17 protein-coding genes are annotated in these 15,191 nt (G+C 75.6%); 7 read left to right on the plus strand and 10 right to left on the minus strand.

What is annotated here, in order from left to right; translation table 11 throughout:
• Window positions 1-172: 172 nt before the first annotated feature.
• Both tsaE and PAI11_RS12750 read right to left on the minus strand, forming a co-directional pair.
• Window positions 173-625 (minus strand): tRNA (adenosine(37)-N6)-threonylcarbamoyltransferase complex ATPase subunit type 1 TsaE, encoded by a 453-nt coding sequence (tsaE, locus tag PAI11_RS12745; protein WP_007575287.1) that lies wholly within the window; start codon window positions 623-625, stop codon window positions 173-175.
• Complete coding sequence (locus PAI11_RS12750; RefSeq protein WP_040600149.1) at window positions 612-941, minus strand: LPXTG cell wall anchor domain-containing protein; 330 nt, start codon at window positions 939-941, stop codon at window positions 612-614. Before PAI11_RS12750 ends, tsaE begins: the two co-directional genes overlap by 14 nt.
• A 125-nt stretch (window positions 942-1,066) precedes the next feature.
• Here PAI11_RS12750 and PAI11_RS12755 point away from each other — a divergent pair, with 125 nt between their 5' ends.
• Both PAI11_RS12755 and PAI11_RS27245 read left to right on the plus strand, forming a co-directional pair.
• Window positions 1,067-2,401 carry a lipopolysaccharide biosynthesis protein gene (locus PAI11_RS12755; RefSeq protein WP_138974286.1) on the plus strand — a complete coding sequence of 445 codons (1,335 nt, stop codon included), beginning with the start codon at window positions 1,067-1,069 and terminating at the stop codon, window positions 2,399-2,401.
• On the plus strand, window positions 2,398-4,269 hold the full coding sequence (locus PAI11_RS27245) for a hypothetical protein (RefSeq protein WP_007575292.1): 1,872 nt from the start codon (window positions 2,398-2,400) through the stop codon (window positions 4,267-4,269). Before PAI11_RS12755 ends, PAI11_RS27245 begins: the two co-directional genes overlap by 4 nt.
• 582 nt (window positions 4,270-4,851) lie before the next feature.
• Here PAI11_RS27245 and PAI11_RS12765 read toward each other — a convergent pair.
• Window positions 4,852-5,724, minus strand: coding sequence for a hypothetical protein (locus PAI11_RS12765; RefSeq protein ID WP_007575294.1), 873 nt, complete (start codon window positions 5,722-5,724; stop codon window positions 4,852-4,854).
• 10 nt (window positions 5,725-5,734) lie between these two features.
• Window positions 5,735-6,436 (minus strand): uracil-DNA glycosylase, encoded by a 702-nt coding sequence (locus tag PAI11_RS12770; protein ID WP_007575296.1) that lies wholly within the window; start codon window positions 6,434-6,436, stop codon window positions 5,735-5,737.
• Window positions 6,437-6,789: 353 nt separating this feature from the next.
• On the opposite strand from PAI11_RS12770, the gene PAI11_RS12775 reads away from it, so the two are divergent.
• From PAI11_RS12775 to PAI11_RS12795, 5 genes are all read left to right on the plus strand, one after another.
• A complete protein-coding gene (locus PAI11_RS12775) occupies window positions 6,790-7,542 on the plus strand; it encodes a Rossmann-like and DUF2520 domain-containing protein (protein ID WP_007575298.1) in 753 nt (250 codons plus the stop codon).
• Complete coding sequence (gene panC / locus PAI11_RS12780; protein ID WP_007575300.1) at window positions 7,539-8,513, plus strand: pantoate--beta-alanine ligase; 975 nt, start codon at window positions 7,539-7,541, stop codon at window positions 8,511-8,513. Before PAI11_RS12775 ends, panC begins: the two co-directional genes overlap by 4 nt.
• 3 nt (window positions 8,514-8,516) lie before the next feature.
• Window positions 8,517-8,927 carry an aspartate 1-decarboxylase gene (gene panD / locus PAI11_RS12785; protein ID WP_007575301.1) on the plus strand — a complete coding sequence of 137 codons (411 nt, stop codon included), beginning with the start codon at window positions 8,517-8,519 and terminating at the stop codon, window positions 8,925-8,927.
• A 39-nt stretch (window positions 8,928-8,966) separates the two neighbouring features.
• Window positions 8,967-9,899, plus strand: coding sequence for a 3-methyl-2-oxobutanoate hydroxymethyltransferase (panB, locus tag PAI11_RS12790; protein ID WP_007575303.1), 933 nt, complete (start codon window positions 8,967-8,969; stop codon window positions 9,897-9,899).
• Between the two features lie 126 nt (window positions 9,900-10,025).
• Window positions 10,026-10,994, plus strand: a complete 969-nt coding sequence (locus PAI11_RS12795) for a lytic transglycosylase (protein ID WP_007575305.1) — start codon at window positions 10,026-10,028, stop codon at window positions 10,992-10,994.
• 59 nt (window positions 10,995-11,053) lie between these two features.
• Here PAI11_RS12795 and PAI11_RS27250 read toward each other — a convergent pair whose 3' ends face one another.
• From PAI11_RS27250 to PAI11_RS12820, 6 genes are all read right to left on the minus strand, one after another.
• The gene (locus PAI11_RS27250; RefSeq protein ID WP_007575308.1) at window positions 11,054-11,218 is read right to left on the minus strand and encodes a hypothetical protein; all 165 of its coding nucleotides are present in this window, start codon (window positions 11,216-11,218) and stop codon (window positions 11,054-11,056) included.
• Window positions 11,215-11,841, minus strand: coding sequence for an acyltransferase (locus tag PAI11_RS12800; RefSeq protein WP_007575309.1), 627 nt, complete (start codon window positions 11,839-11,841; stop codon window positions 11,215-11,217). The genes PAI11_RS27250 and PAI11_RS12800 overlap by 4 nt, the downstream gene beginning before the upstream one ends.
• 17 nt (window positions 11,842-11,858) lie before the next feature.
• Window positions 11,859-12,338: an SRPBCC family protein gene (locus PAI11_RS12805; protein WP_007575312.1), complete on the minus strand. Its 480-nt coding sequence runs from the start codon at window positions 12,336-12,338 to the stop codon at window positions 11,859-11,861.
• Window positions 12,339-12,383: 45 nt separating this feature from the next.
• Window positions 12,384-13,082 carry a metallophosphoesterase family protein gene (locus tag PAI11_RS12810; RefSeq protein WP_007575314.1) on the minus strand — a complete coding sequence of 233 codons (699 nt, stop codon included), beginning with the start codon at window positions 13,080-13,082 and terminating at the stop codon, window positions 12,384-12,386.
• A complete protein-coding gene (locus PAI11_RS12815) occupies window positions 13,079-14,137 on the minus strand; it encodes a magnesium and cobalt transport protein CorA (RefSeq protein WP_007575316.1) in 1,059 nt (352 codons plus the stop codon). Before PAI11_RS12815 ends, PAI11_RS12810 begins: the two co-directional genes overlap by 4 nt.
• A gap of 142 nt (window positions 14,138-14,279) precedes the next feature.
• The gene (locus tag PAI11_RS12820; protein WP_007575318.1) at window positions 14,280-15,128 is read right to left on the minus strand and encodes a DUF6597 domain-containing transcriptional factor; all 849 of its coding nucleotides are present in this window, start codon (window positions 15,126-15,128) and stop codon (window positions 14,280-14,282) included.
• Window positions 15,129-15,191 lie beyond the last annotated feature (63 nt).

Genomic DNA, 15,191 nt, shown 5'->3' on the forward strand with positions numbered 1-15,191 from the left:
CCGCCGGTCTCGGCCAGCGCCTCGCCGGCCAGCGCCAACAGGCGAGCGGTGTGGGCCGGCCGCGCGCCCGCCGGCGGCGCCTCGTGGCGGGCGGCGGTGCGCCCGTCGGGGCCGATCGCCGCCGCGACCGTCGCCGGCGTCGCCGTGTCCAGCGCCAGGATCCAGCCGCCGCTCACCGCCACCGCAGCTCGACCTCCCGGGCGTCGTCGCCGGCGTGGCGCAGCTCGACCTCGAGCACCGTCCGCGGCGCGAGCAGCGCGATCGCCGGATCCGGCCACTCGACGAAGGCGATCACGTCCCCGGCCAGCTCCTCCTCGATCAGGTCCTCGTCCTCCTCCCCCAGCCCCGCGAGGCGGTAGAGGTCGAGGTGGGCCAGCCGCGCGCGACCGCCGTCGTAGCGGTTGGCGAGCGCGAAGGTCGGCGACGTCACCCGGCCCGCGGCGCCGAGGGCCGCCGCCGCGCCCCGCACGAGCGTCGTCTTGCCGCTGCCGAGCTCGCCGCGCAGCAGCACGACGTCGCCGGGCCCCAGCCGCGCGGCGATCGCGGCGCCGAGCGCCTCGGTCTCGGCGGCGGTCGTCGTGCGGCGGACGTCCGCTCCGCCGGGCGACCGCTCACCAGCGGACATCGGCGGTCCGCAGCCGCAGCCCCGCTCCCGACAGCGCCATCGCCAGGCCGACCAGCGCCAGGCCCCGCAGGTCGCTGCCGGTGTCGGGCAGGTGCGACGCCCTCGCGGCGTGAACGGACCCCGCGCCGCGGCCATCGGGGCGATCCGCGGGCCGGCGGCGGTGCGCCGGCGCGGGACGCAGGTCGGGCGGGGCGTCGAGCAGCTGGCCGAGCGGCTGGTCCTGCGCCACGGCGGCGGTCGGGATCGCCGTCGCGACCGCCAGCGTCACGACGCCGGCGGCGAGCACAGCCGGCAGGGCTCGACGCTCGGGACGCATTCCGAACCGATTCTATTGGCCGCGGAGGCGATGCACCCTTCCGGCCCGAACCCCCCGGAATCCGACGTGCACTAGCCTTCCCCGTCGTGTCGTCCGACGCTCCGCCGTCCGAGCGGCGCTCGTCGATGACCATCTCCACCTCGATCTCGCGCCTCAAGCAGCTGCGCACCACCGACACGGGCCGAGCCGCCGAGCTCGCGGCCGCGTCGATGCTGAACAACGCGATCCAGCTGATCTTCGTGGTCGTCCTGACCCGGCTGCTGGGTGACACCGGATACGCCTCGCTGGCCGCGCTGGTGGCCGCGTTCCTGATCCTCCAGGTGTCGGGGCAGTCGATGCAGGCGGCGGCCGCGCGGGCGATGGTCCGCTGGACGCAGAACGGCCACCACGCGCCCTACCGCGAGGTCGCGGCATGGACCCGCCAGGTCCTGCTGCTGGCCGGCGTGGTGCTGATCCTCGGCGTGGTCCTCCGTGCCCCGCTGGCGCAGCTGATCGGCGTCGACCAGCATCGCGGCGCGGCCGCGCTGCTGCCGGTGACCGGGGCGCTGTGGCTGCTCGTCTGCCTGCAGCGCGGCGCGCTCCAGGGCCTCCGGGACTTCGACGCGGTCGCCACCAGCATCGTCCTCGAGGCCGTCTTCCGGCTCGGCGGCGCGCTGCTGTTCGTCGGCGTCGGACCGCTCGTCTGGGCCCACACCGAGGTGACCGGCGCGTTCGCGGCGGCGCCGGCGGCGTTCGCGCTGCTGGCGATCGGGATGGACCGGCGGCTGCGCAGCACCCACGTCGTCGACGACGACGGCGAGGTCGTCGGCGACAAGCCGGTCCCGCTCCGCCAGCTGGCCCAGTGGGAGCTGACGGTGATCGTCTCGCTGCTGCTGCTGGCGATCATGCAGAACGTCGACACGATCCTGGCCAACCGCGAGTTCGACAAGTCGATCGCCGCCTCCTACGCCGCGGCCGCGGTCGCGGCGAAGGCGGTCGTCTGGGTCGCGGTCGGCGTCGCCCTGCACCTGCTGCCCGAGGCCACCCATCGCGCGGTGCAGGGTCGGGACCCGCACCCCGTGCTGCGTCGTGCCCTGGCCTTCCTGGCGCTGATCGGGCTGCCGGCGATCGCGATCTTCGCGCTGATGCCGAAGTGGCTGCTGACGACCGCCTTCGGCCCGGAGTTCGGCGCCGCGTCCGGCGCGCTGCCGCTGCTCGGGGTCGCGATGCTGCTGCTCTCGGTCACGCTGATGTCGGTCCAGTACCTGTCGGCGATCGGGCGCCACCGCCACCTGCTGCCGCTGTTCGTGCTCGCCGCCGTCGAGATCGGGCTGCTGCTCCAGAAGGACTGGACGTCGACCGAGTTCGCCGGGATCGTGCTCGGCGCCCAGGCCGTCGCCGCCACCTCCACGCTCGGGATGGCGTGGTTCAGCACCCCGGCGCCCGGCGTCGACGAGACGGCGATCGAGGCCGTCGCGTGACCCGGCGGTCGCGCGCCGACCGCACCAGGGCAGGGCGCCGCCGCATCGCGCCGGCGGCGCTCGCCACCGGCCTCTTCGCCGCGGCCCCGGCGGCCGCGCTCGCCGCCCCCGCTCCCGGCCATCCGCTCGCCGCCGAGGCGCGCCAGATCGCGATCGCCGACGCCGGCTGGTGGGCCGCCCACCAGCAGCCCGGCGGCAGCTTCCCCGAGCGCCTGCGGCAGAACCGCCCGACCAACGGCTACGGCCGCGTGATGCTCGGCTACGGGCTCCTGCGCGCGGGAACGGCGAGCGGCCGCGCGACCACGGCCGGGGCCGCCCTCTGGGCCGCCGGCGACCGCGCGCTCTCGCCGCAGTCCCAGGTCGCCAGCCAGGGGTTCCGCGGCCTCGCCGCGGCGTTCCTGCACCGCGACGTCCCGGACGCTCCCGCGGCGGCGCGGCGATGGGCGACGATCTACCTGCAGCGCTTCCGCGCCACCGAAGTCGGACCGCGCGCGGTCAAGTGCAAGAACGACCCGCGCTGCTACAGCAACCTCAAGCTGCTCGAGGCGCTCGACGTGCTGATGCTGACCCGCTCGGGCCTGACGTCGACCGTCCCCGGCAGCCGGCTGGCGAGCGCCGGCGCCTCGCGGCGGTGGGCGGCGGCGATCGTCGAGCAGCGGGTGCCGGCCGTGATCGACCACCGGCTGCGGGCGCGGACCGGCGCCGGCACCCTCACCGGCAGCGTCCTCTCCGACCCGCCGAACGACCCGCTGGCCTACCACGCGCTGTCGACCTGGATGCTGGCGCGGGCGGTCACCGAGCTGGGCTCCTCGGCGTCGCCGCGGGCCCGGCGGGCGCTGCGCGAGACGCTCGACGCGCTCACCGCCCTGATCGCCCCGGACGGCGAGATCGCCTGGTACGGCCGCGGCCAGGCGCAGGTCTGGGCGCTCGCGATGGCGGCCGCGGCCGGGGCCGAGGGCGCCCGCATCTACCGCGACAGCCCCCAGCGCGCCGGCCGCTACCTGGCGCTGGCCCGGGTCGCCCTCGACCGGCTGCGCGACCGCTACCGCGAGCCGAGCGGCCTGCTGGCGCTGGTCGACGGCTGGCCCGGCGGCGGTGCCCGCCGCGACACGCGCGGGATCGATCCCTACGCCGGCAGCGTGGTCTACGGCGGCCTGGCGCAGCTGGCGCTGTGGACCGCGAGCGACGCGCTCGACCAGCTGCCGGCCGGGTTGGCCGCGGCCGGCCTGCCCGCCGACGGCGAGCTGCGGGTGACCGACCCGCGCGCCTCGCGACTGGCCGTGGTCCGGCGCGGCCCAGTCTGGCTCGCGGTCCACGCCGTCGTCCAGCACCCCCGCGACCTGCGCTACGACTTCGGGCTGCTGCGGCTGAAGCTGCGCGGCGCGGACGGCACCTGGAGCGACCTGCTGGCGCCGCGACCGCTGACCGAGACCGGCAACGCCACCACCCGGACCGCCGGGCCGACGCTGACCGTCGGCGGCCGGACGGGCTACCCGGAGGGCAACTCGATCGCCGCCGCCTCCGACGGGACGATCACGGTCCGCGGCGGCTTCCGGACCGCGTCCGGCGAGTGGCTGCGCCGCGGCGTCCGGTTCCGCTACCGGCCGCTCGCCGACGGGGTCCGGCTGACCGTCGACGGGCTGGCGGGCGGGACCCTGCGCGTGCGGACCTTCGGCACGCCGTCCGGGCTGCGCCGCCGCGACGGCCGCACGCTCGACGCCGACGGGACCCGGATCTCGTTCGGCGCGCCGGCGACCGTCTCGATCTCCGGTGGCTTCCACAGCGCCCCGCTGCCGAACCTCGCCGTCGCCGACGCCAGGATCGCCGTCCGCGGCTCGTCGGCGACCGTCGACTACCGCGCGGGCTGAGCGCGGCGGCGGGGGCGGGGCGGGGCGGGCGGCGCGGCGCGAGGCGGGCGCCGGCGGGGCGGCGGAAGGTCGTCGTCTCAGCGCCGCGGCGGGCGCGAGACCGCGATTCGACGGCCTGGTGGCGGAAGGTCGTCGTCTCAGCGCGGTGGCGGGCGCGAGACCGCGATTCGACGGCCTGGCGGCGGAAGGTCGTCGTCTCGGCACGGTGGCGGGCGCGAGACCGCGATTCGACGGCGCGGCGACGGAAGGTCGTCGGCTCGGCACGGGGGCGGGCGCAAGACCGCGAATCGACCGCCTGCGGCCCTCCGGCCGCGTCGGTGGCTCAGGTGGCCGGACGACTACGCCCCGCCCCACCCCACGCCCGCCGATCGCCACCTCACCGGGCCCCGCGGAGCGAGACGGCGATCCGCCGTCCCCCGGCCGCCCGTTCGTCGCGTCAGCGCGACGGCAAGCGCGAGACCGCAGTTGGCGGTTGGCCGCCGACGGCCGGCGGGCTCGGTGGCTCGGCGGAAGATCGTCAGCTCGTCTCGCCCCGCTGGGTGAGACGACGATCCGCCGTCCCCAGGCCGCCCCGTCGTCCTGTCAGCGCGACGGCGGCCGTGAGAAGGCGATTCGACGCCGTCTCCTGGGCGGGTCCGCCGGCCGCCGCAGCAGGAAGCCGCCGCTGAAGCCGCCGAACAGCAGCGTCACGATCGCCACCGGGACGGTCGCCGGCAGCGTGTCGAAGACCCAGAAGAGCAGGTCGAAGAGCAACCCGACGACCAGCAGCGCGCCCGCCGCGGCGACCCGGACGCGACGGCTGGCGCCCTCGGCCGCGAGCACCGCGCCGAGCACCGCGGCCACGAAGACATCGCCGTAGCCGAGCGAGGCGCCGTCGAGGCTCAGGAACTGCAGGCGCGGCAGGCCCGCCGCCGGGACCGCGGCGTTGAGGGTCGCGTTCGGCTTCTCGAGCCCGCCGGAGAAGACCAGGACCGCGTCGATCACGGCCATCGCGACGAGCCCGACCCGGATCCAGACCAGGCCGGAGCCGGCCGCAGCCGCGACGCCGCCGACGACGGCCGCCAGCAGTCGCCCGAGCGTCACGCAGCTGAGCGCGGTCAGGGTCAGCGCCGCCAGCTCGCCGGCGATCCGGCCGTCCCAGGCGATCGCCACGGCCAGCAGCGGCAGCGCCGCGATCCCCAGCCACCAGCGGGCGCCGACCATCGCCCAGCCGAGCGCCCCGCCGGCCAGCGGCGGCACGGCGATCAGCGCCGTCCAGGTCAGCGCCGACGCCGCTCCCGGCAGGACGGCGAGCACGCCGACCACGACGGCGATCGACAGCGGCAGCACCAGCGACCACCAGCGACCGACGAACGGGCGCGCGAACGCCGGCAGGCCGGCCGCCGGCAGCGCGACGAGCAGCGCCTGGAGGGCGGTGAAGAGGGCACTCGGCCAGCTGAACGGCAGCGGGTCCACGGACGGCGGCTCAGAACAGCCCGAGCTGGGCGTCGGCGGGCGGCTCCGGCGGAGCCTCGGCCTGCGGCGGCCGATCGCCGTCGCCGGTGACCGGCGGCGGCACCGCCGGCGTCGGCGCCGGCAGCTCGAGCAGCGCGGGCAGCCGGGCCAGGTCCTCGCGCAGCAGCTCGACGCTGCTCGGCTGGTAGAGCGCGGCCGCCGGGTGGAAGAGCGGCAGCAGCCGCACCGTCGAGCGCCCGATCGTCCGGATCTCGGCGCGACCGCGGACGGCGCGGATCGACGCCGGGTCCTCGCGCAGCAGCCGGGTCGCGAAGGTCCCCAGGCTGCAGACCACCTTCGGCCGCACCAGCGCCAGGGTCTCCAGCAGGTACCCGCGGCAGTGGTCGATCTCCTCCGGCAGCGGGTCGCGGTTGTCGGGCGGCCGACAGCGCAGGACGTTGGTGACGAAGACCTCGTCGCGGCGGATGCCGATCTCCGCCAGCAGCTCGTTCAGCAGCCGCCCGGCGGCGCCGACGAAGGGCACGCCCTGGCGATCCTCGTCCTGCCCCGGCGCCTCGCCGACCAGCAGCAGGTCGGCGTCGGGATCGCCGTTGCCGAAGACCACGGTCGTGCGCGCGGCGGCCAGCTGCGGGCAGCGCTCGCAGGCTCGCGCGCGGGCGGCCAGCTCGGTCAGGCCGGCCCGGCGCTCGCCGGCGGTCACGGGATCTGCCATCGGCCCCCGAGGCTAGACGATCGCTCCACCGCGCCCCGGAGATCCCGGATCGCCGACGTTCGGAATTCCGATCTGGATTCCCGGTAGCAAAGCGGTCGCGAATCGCCCGTCGCCACCGGGGATCCGTGCGGTCGGTCACGCCGTCCGCCTCCGATCCCGTGGCCGGGTTTGCGTTCCTGCTCCAGGGTGCTACAACTCCGGTATGGCCGTCACCGCGCAAGCGGGACGGACCCGTTTCTCCCCTTTCCTTCCTGAGCACGCGACCGGCATCCCTTCCGGGGAGCTGGACCGGAGTCACTTCGATGGACACTCGTCCGAGTGCGCCTCTCGGCGCGCAGATCGCCCGATCGGCAGTGGTCGGCGGAGGCCGCCTGGGCCACGCGCTGACCCGCGCTCTCCGCGACGCCGGCGTCGCGGTCAGCGGCCCGCACGGCCGTGGCTACGACGGACGTGGCGACGACCTGGTGCTGCTCTGCGTCCCCGACGCCGCGATCGCCGACGCCGCGGCCGCGATCGTCCCCGGTCCGCTCGTGGGCCACTGCTCCGGGGCGACCACGCTGGCGCCGCTCGCACCGCACGAGGCGCTCTCGCTGCACCCGCTGATGACGGTGCCGACGCCGGACGCCGACCTCCGCGGCGCCCCCTGCGCGATCGCCGGCAGCTCGCCGCGTGCGCTGGCCACCGCCGAGGCGCTGGCCGCCGCCCTCGAGATGCGGGCGGTCGCCGTCGCCGACGAGGACCGCGCCGCCTACCACGCGGCGGCCTCGATCGCCGCCAACTACCTGCAGGCGGTCGAGGGCCTCGCGACCCGGCTCGCCGCCAGCGCCGGCGTCGATCGCGCCCTGCTGGGCCCGCTGGTCCACGCCGCCGTCGACGCCTGGCAGGCCGAGGGCGCCCCCGCGGCGCTGACCGGCCCGGTGGCCCGCGGCGACGAGCAGACCGTCGCCCGCCAGCGCGCCGCCGTCGCCGAGCGCCTGGATCCCTCCGACCTGGCGCTGTTCGACGCGCTGACCGCCGCCACCGCGCGGCTGGCCGGGCGCCTCGATCCAACCGTCCCGACGGCCGCGCCGGCCGTCGACCGAATCCCGACCGGGAGCGTGGCATGAGGACCTTGCGAACCGTCGCCGAGCTGCGTCGCCACGTGCGAAGCAGCCGCGCGGCCGGCCGGACGATCGCCCTGGTTCCGACGATGGGCGCGCTCCATGCCGGCCACCTGTCGCTGATCGCCGCGGCCCGCGCCGGGCACGACGAGGTCGTCGTCTCGTTGTTCGTCAACCCGACCCAGTTCAACGACGCCGGTGACCTGGACGCCTACCCCCGGACCGAGCGGGACGACGCGGCCGCGGCCGCCGGGGCCGGGGCCGACATCCTCTTCGCGCCGCCGGTCGACGAGGTCTACCCCGACGGCTTCAGCACGCAGGTCCGGATCGGCGGCCCGCTGACCGAGCGGCTGGAGGGGGCGCACCGCGGGGCGGCGCACTTCCACGGCGTCGCGACCGTCGTCACCAAGCTCCTGAACATGGTCCAGCCGGACACGGCGATCTTCGGAGCCAAGGACGCCCAGCAGGTGCTGGTGATCCAGCGCCTCGTCCGCGATCTCGACATCCCCGTCCGGATCGAGGTCGGCCCGACGATCCGCGAGCCCGACGGGCTGGCCCGCTCCAGCCGCAACGTGCGCCTGTCCGCCGACGATCGCCGCCGGGCGGTCGCGATCCCCGAGGCGCTCGACGCCGCCCTGCTGGCGTTCGCCGACGGCGAGCAGGACGCCGACCGGCTGCGGGCCGCGGTCGAGCACCGGCTGCTCGCCGAGGGCCTCGACCCCGAGTACGTCGCCCTCGTCGACCCGCGCACGCTCAGCGACCGGGTCGCCGTCGACAGCGCGTCGCTGCTGGCCGTCGCCGTCCCGGTCGGCCCGGTGCGGCTGATCGACAACGTCGTCCTGGACCCCGACCGTCGCCCGCAGCCGATCACCGTCGCCGGCGGCGCGTTCGCCGGCTCCCTCTCGTCCCCAGAACCGGCCGTCGCGGCGCACGCCGACGCCCGGGCAACCGCCCCCTCCCTCTCCTCGAAGGGCTGAACGATGCAGCGCACGATGCTGAAGTCCAAGATCCACCGCGCCACGGTCACCGACTGCGACCTGCACTACGTCGGCTCGATCACGATCGATCCCGACCTGCTCGAGGCCGCCGACATCCTGCCCCACGAGCAGGTCGCGGTCGTCGACGTCGACAACGGCCAGCGCTTCGAGACCTACACGATCGAGGGCGAGCGCGGCTCCGGCGAGGTCAAGGTCAACGGCGCCGCGGCCCGCCTGGTCCACCGCGGCGACACGATCATCGTCATCAGCTACGCCCAGTACGACCGCGCCGAGATGGCCGACTACCAGCCGGTCGTCGTCCACGTCAAGCAGGGCAGCAACCGGATCATCGACGTCGACGCCGCCGTCGCCACCCTCCTGACCGAGACCTCGCGGCCGACGCCGGTCGCCTAGCCCCAAGCAGTTCAACCTCCTCTCCCCGGAGTCACGAACATGTCCGCCAGCCCCCGCTCCTCCTTCGACGTCCAGGCGCCCGACCGCGCGCCGGTGACCGTCACCTCCCTGCTCGAGAAGAAGCACCACGGCGAGAAGATCGTCATGGTCACCGCCTACGACTACCCGTCCGCGACCGTCGTCGAGGCCGCCGGCGTCGACATGGTCCTGGTCGGCGACAGCGCCGCGACCACCGTCCTGGGCCTCGACTCGACCGTCCCGGCGACGGTCGACGAGCTGCTGATGCTGAACCGCGCCGTGCGTCGCGGCCTGCGGGCCTCGTTCATGGTCTCCGACCTGCCCTTCGGCTCCTACGAGGCGTCCGACTACGAGGCGGTCAAGAGCGCCCAGCGGTTCGTCAAGGAGGCCGGGGCGCAGGCGGTCAAGCTCGAGGGCGGCGGGGTCATGGTCGACCGCGCGCGGGCGATCGTCGCCGCCGGGATCCCGGTCGTCGGCCACCTCGGCCTGACCCCGCAGACCGCGACCGCCCTCGGCGGGCTGCGCGCCCAGGGCAAGAGCGCCGAGCAGGCCACCAAGATGGTCGCCGACGCGCTGGCGCTGCAGGATGCCGGCTGTTGCGCGCTGGTGCTCGAGGCGATCCCGGCCGCGGTCGCCGAGGAGCTGATGCCGCTGCTCGAGATCCCCGTGATCGGGATCGGGGCCGGCGCCTCGACCGACGGCCAGGTGCTCGTCTGGCACGACCTGCTGGGCCTGCTCGAGGGCCGCACCGCCAAGTTCGTCAAGCAGTACGCCCACCTGCACCAGGCGATGGTGGCGGCCGTCCACCAGTTCGCCGGCGAGGTCCGCGACGGCGAGTTCCCCGGTCGCGAGCACACCTACGCGATCCCGCCGGAGGAGCTGCAGCGCTTCCAGGGCTCGCTCGCCCAGCTGCACGGGCACGGCGACCACGACGTCGAGGGCCACCCGGCCTGATCCGCCGAGGCACGGGCGTTCGCAACATCCGTTGCGGACGCCCCTCCAGGCTTGCGGTCGCCGTACGCGATGCGCGAGAACGGGCGCTGCCCCCGTCACCCCCCACCCGAGGAGGCTCGCGTCCGCATGCACGCGTTCCGCCGTCGGGCGGCGGTGCTCTGCGGCGCGCTCGCCCTCGCGATCGCGGCCGCACCCGCTGCCCACGCCACCCCCATCCACCAGGTCGCCGCCGGCGAGTCGCTGTGGTCGGTCGCCGCCGCCAACGGCATGTCACCGGCCCAGCTGGCCGCCGCCAACGGGCTCTCCGCCGGCGCCGGCGTCCGCACCGGCCAGGTGCTGTCGATCCCGCCGCGAACGGCGTCCGCGACGCCGACCGCCGCGGCTCCGGCCACCGCCACGACCGCGGCGCCGACCGCCACCGGCAGCGGCGCGCCCGCCGGCGGCTACGTCGTCCAGCCCGGCGACAGCCTGAGCGCGATCGCCGCCCGCCAGGGGATCTCGGTCACCCACCTGGCCGCCGCCAACGGCCTCAACGCATCGGCGCTGCTGCCGGCCGGCGCCCGTCTGACGCTGCCGGCCGGCGGGTCGAGCCCGACCGCGTCGAGCGGCGCGACGACCCGCCCCGCCGTGGCGACCTCGAGCACGACGACGACCACCGCCACCGCGAGCACGACCAGCACCACCCCGGTCGCCACCCCCGGTCGCGTCAACGCCGAGCAGATCGGCGCGATCGCCGCCCAGAACGGCGTCCCGCCGGCCCTCGCCCGCGCGATCGCCTGGCAGGAGAGCGGCTTCGACAACGCGGCGGTCTCCAGCGTCGGCGCCCGCGGCGTGATGCAGGTGATGCCCGGGACCTGGCGCTGGATCGGCTCGAACCTGGCCGGCCGCCCGCTCGACCCGAGCTCGCCGACCGACAACGTGCAGGCGGGCACGCTCTACCTGCGACACCTGCTGCGCGAGACCGGCGGCGACCAGAACCTGGCCGCGGCCGGCTACTACCAGGGCCTCGCGTCCGTCCGCGGCCGCGGGATGTACGACGACACCAAGCAGTACGTCAACAGCGTCGCCGCGCTCCGCGCCCGCTTCGGCGGCTGACCGCCCCGGCGGCGTTCGACGATGGCCGGTGCCGCGGCCGTCGTCCCCACCGCCGGCCGTCAGCGTCCGCGCCCGAGCCGCTCCGCCAGCTTCTGCGGAACGCCGAGCAGCAGCAGCGCCACGACCAGCGCGACGGCCGCCAGGCCGAGCGACTCCGAGAACAGCACCGCGACGACGAGCAGCAGCCCGATCGCCGTCAGCAGGCCGATCCAGAGCGGCTTCATCCGCGCTCGCCGGCGGGTGCCGCGGGGTACTCGATCGTCTTCAGGACCCGTGCCGGCGCGCCGGCCGCGATCGAGAACGGCGGGATGTCGCCGGTCACCACCGAGTTCGAGCCGATCACGCTGCGGCGGCCGATCGTCACACCGCTGGTGACGACGACGTTGGCGCCGAGCCAGACGTTGTCGCCGATGATCGTCGGGCCCTTGGTGGTGAAGCCCTGCCACGGAACCGGCTTCTCGGGATCGTCGAAGCGGTGGTTGCCGTCGGTGATCAGGCAGCCGTTGGCCGCCATGCAGTGCTCGCCGATCTCGACCAGGCGCTCGGCGGCGATCATCACGTCGAGGTTGAGGAACGTCCCGCCGCCGATCCGGATCCGGCCGTTCGGTCCGGCGGTCAGCCAGACCCCGGGCTCGAAGAACGCCTGCGGCCCGATCTCGAGCCGGCCGTCGCGCAGCATCTCGAGCACGTCCCCGTGCAGCGCCCCGCGGGCGAACGCCTGTCGGCGGGCCAACTCGACGTGCAGCCGCGCCCGGTTCCACGGCCGCGACGATCGCCGGTACCAGCGCCACTTGGCGATCCACTGCTGGATCGAGGCGCGGTCGAGCGGCGGCGGCGCGGTCGGCACGCCGCCAGCCTATCCGGCTACCGAAGGATCTTCTTGATCCCGCCGATCGCGAGCCGGTTGCCGGGACGCAGCAGCGGGGCGAGCAGGCCCAGTGGCAGCCGGCGGCCGTGGAGCGGCGACGCCGCCATCGTCCAGGTCAGCTTGGTGCCGGTGCCGGTCGGCTCGAGCAGGAAGTCCTCGATCAGCGCGTCGAGGATCCGGCGGCTCTGGCTGGTGACCCGGAAGGTCGCCCGCTGCCCGACGTCCCAGCGGTAGAACTGCTCGTCGATCGTCAGCCCCTTGCCCAGGCGCAGGCGCCGGACGGCGCCGGCCGCGTGCGGGCGCGGCGTCAGCCACTCGAGGTGGTCGACCACGGGCAGCCACGACCACATCCGGTCGCTGTCCAGGGCCTCCCAGACCTGCTCGGGCGTGGCGGCGAGGTCGACGCTGGCGGCGACGACCAGCGGCGCGTCCCTCAGGAACTGGTCGTCGACGGTGCGAAGCGGATGGACCGGCATGGGCGGCGAGTCTACGCAACCGTAGGTCGAAACGTGACGCAGGCGTCACCGACGCTCGGCGACCGGCAGGTCGACCACCGCCGGCCGGTGGACCGGCTGGTAGCGCAGGTCGACCAGGGTGGCGTTGATCAGCTCGCTCGGGCCGTGCTGCCAGCGGCCGGCGCCCTCGTGGATGTGGCCGAAGACGCACAGTCGCGGGCGGGACCGCTCGATCGCGGCCAGCAGCGCCGTCGATCCGGCGTCGACGCCGCTCTGCGTGCGGTCGCCGTAGCCGCGCGGGGGCCCGTGCACGAGCAGCACGTCGACGTCGTCGGGAATCAGCGCGAAGCGCTCGGCCAGGAACGGCTCGCCCGGCTCCCCGCGGGGCGCGTTGAAGGCCCAGCCGCCGAACCACGGCTGCCACGGCGTGCCGTGGACCCGCAGGCCGAGGACGTCGGCGGTCTCGTCCTCCAGGTAGGTCCACGGCAGGTCGCGGAGCGTCGCGGCGAGCGGCGACTGGAAGACGAAGTCGTGGTTGCCGGCGATCGCCACGATCCGCGTCGCCGGGGCCGCGGCCAACCACTCCCGGAAGGGCCCCAGCAGCCACCGCTGCTGGTGCGCGACGTCGTGGTCGTCGGTCGGGCAGAGGTCGCCCCCGAGCAGCAGCAGGTCGCACGGCTCGACCTCCGGCAGGTGGCCGTGCTGATCGCAGATCGCCACGATCCGCCGGGTCTCGGACGAGACGGCCGTCGACGACGCGCTCACAGCCATCCCGCCCGTCGCAGGCGCCGGTAGAGCAGCCCGCAGATCGCGAAGGTCGCCACGATCACCGCCGGGTAGCCGAGCGTCCAGCCGAGTTCGGGCATGTGCTTGAAGTTCATGCCGTAGAGCGCGAACACCATCGTCGGGACCGCGGCGATCGCGACCAGCGCCGAGATCTTGCGGGTGTCCTCGTTCTGGCGCACCGACAGCTGGGCCAGGTTCGCCTGCAGGATCCCGCTCAGCAGCTCGTCGATGGCGATCACCGCGTCGGCGTCGCGGATCAGGTGGTCGAGGACGTCGCGCAGGTACAGCCGGGCCTCGGCCGGCACCGGCAGCTGCTGGTCCTCGACCAGTCGCGTGATCGGCGTGACCAGCGGCGTGACCGCCTTCTTGAACGCGATCGCCTCGCGCTTGAGCCGGTAGATCCGCTCGGTCGGGTTCTCGCGCAGGCCGGAGAAGACCGTCGCCTCGACCTCGTCGACGTCGTTCGAGAGCCCGTCGATCACGTTGGCGTAGTCGTCGACCACCTTGTCGACGATCGCGTGGAAGACGACGCCCGGACCACGGGCCATCCGCGCCGGATCGGCCTCCAGCTCGTGGCGCAGCGGCCCCAGCGGCGTCGCCTCGCCGTGCCGGATCGTGACGATGAACCGCTTGCTCGCGAAGAGCATCAGCTCGCCGATCTCGACCCGCTCGCCGTCGTCGACGTAGCGGGCGGTCTTCAGCACCAGGAAGATCATGTCCCCGTGGTGCTCGAGCTTCGGCCGCTGGTGGGCGTGGATCGCATCCTCGACCGCGAGCGGGTGCAGGTCGAAGTACTCCCCCACCAGCTCGACGGCGCCCGGCAGCGGGTCGTGGAGCCCGATCCAGACGAAGCCGTCCTCACAGGCCCGCGCCAGCTGCAGGGCCTGCTCCAGCTGGACCTTGCCGCCCTGGCGGGCGCCGCTCTCGTAGACCGCGCAGTCCGTCAGCGCCGCGTCGACCGCCTCGGCGCCTCGCGGCGGGGGCGTCGCGACGGCGGCGCCGGTGGTCTGCCGGTCGCCGAAGACGGAGAGCACGGTTCGGGGCGTGGACGGTCGGCGCATGCTGCTCTCGCGGTCGGGTCGGCGACGGTGCCGACAGGCAGCCTACGCAACCGCCGGGCCGGCACCGCGATCGTGGCGCCGGAACGTGCGGAGGCCCCGCGACGCCGCCCGCGACTCAGGCGCCGGGCGACGCCGGAGCGGCGGCGATCCGTCCTGCGGCGCGCAGCGGCGGCGCGGGACGCCAGCGCGCGGCCAGCGCCGTCGCGGTGTCCCCGGTCAGCGCCCGGGCCTCGCGGGCCAGGTGGGCCTGGTCGGCGTAGCCGGCCTCGGCCGCCAGCGCGGCGAGCGTCGTGGGCGACGCCGGGTCGTCGGCGGCGACCGCGGCCAGGAACCGCTGCAGGCGCAGGACCCGATCGAGCGTCTTGGGGCCGTAGCCGACGTGGTCGTGGAAGCGCCGCCGCAGCTGCCGCTCGCTGATCGCCAGCGCCGCGGCCAGCTCGCCGATCGCGGTCCCGCCACCGCCGAGCGCCGTCACCGCGGCGCTCACCAGCGGGTCGCCGCCGGCGCTCGCGCGGCCGTCGCCGGCTGCGATCCGCCGCTCCACGACGTCGACCAGCAGCTCGAGCCGCGCGGTCGCGCCCTCGGACTCGGCCGTCCGCTCCTGCAGGTCGCGTCCCTCGCGCCCCCAGAGGTCGACGACCGGCACCCGCCGGTCGCGCAGCGCCAGCGCCGACTCGCCGAGGACCGCGGGCCCGGCGCCGGGCCGGAAGCGGATCCCGACCGCCGCCTCGGCCGAGGCGGCGACCGGCGCGGGGCCGGTGTCGGGCCCGGCGACGAGCAGCGTGCCGGCGCTCCAGACCAGGTCGATGCACCCGTCCGGCAGCACCACGTGGCCCGCGGGCGGCTCGCCGGCCGTCGCTGGGACGGGTTCCTCGGGGACCGCACCCGGGTCGCGCCACCACAGGCACGCGACCCGCTCGGCCAGGGCGGCCGGCGGCGGGAGCTCGCGGTAGGTCGCCGTCATGGCGCGGATCCCGGATCGGGTGCTCTGCGGCCCGCGCGGACGGGGGTCGCGGAGCCCATCGGC

This window comes from Patulibacter medicamentivorans (assembly GCF_000240225.1).
Classification (GTDB): Bacteria; Actinomycetota; Thermoleophilia; order Solirubrobacterales; family Solirubrobacteraceae; genus Patulibacter; species Patulibacter medicamentivorans.

Bases quoted from the DNA above. Each gene is read 5' to 3' on its own strand.
- panB (WP_007575303.1), top strand. From the start codon at position 8,967: ATGTCCGCCAGCCCCCGCTCCTCCTTCGACGTCCAGGCGCCCGACCGC.
- PAI11_RS12770 (WP_007575296.1), bottom strand. From the start codon at position 6,436: ATGGCAGATCCCGTGACCGCCGGCGAGCGCCGGGCCGGCCTGACCGAG.
- PAI11_RS12805 (WP_007575312.1), bottom strand. From the start codon at position 12,338: ATGCCGGTCCATCCGCTTCGCACCGTCGACGACCAGTTCCTGAGGGAC.
- PAI11_RS27250 (WP_007575308.1), bottom strand. From the start codon at position 11,218: ATGAAGCCGCTCTGGATCGGCCTGCTGACGGCGATCGGGCTGCTGCTC.
- panC (WP_007575300.1), top strand. From the start codon at position 7,539: ATGAGGACCTTGCGAACCGTCGCCGAGCTGCGTCGCCACGTGCGAAGC.
- PAI11_RS12795 (WP_007575305.1), top strand. From the start codon at position 10,026: ATGCACGCGTTCCGCCGTCGGGCGGCGGTGCTCTGCGGCGCGCTCGCC.
- panD (WP_007575301.1), top strand. From the start codon at position 8,517: ATGCAGCGCACGATGCTGAAGTCCAAGATCCACCGCGCCACGGTCACC.
- PAI11_RS12750 (WP_040600149.1), bottom strand. From the start codon at position 941: ATGCGTCCCGAGCGTCGAGCCCTGCCGGCTGTGCTCGCCGCCGGCGTC.
- PAI11_RS12820 (WP_007575318.1), bottom strand. From the start codon at position 15,128: ATGACGGCGACCTACCGCGAGCTCCCGCCGCCGGCCGCCCTGGCCGAG.
- PAI11_RS12755 (WP_138974286.1), top strand. From the start codon at position 1,067: ATGACCATCTCCACCTCGATCTCGCGCCTCAAGCAGCTGCGCACCACC.
- tsaE (WP_007575287.1), bottom strand. From the start codon at position 625: ATGTCCGCTGGTGAGCGGTCGCCCGGCGGAGCGGACGTCCGCCGCACG.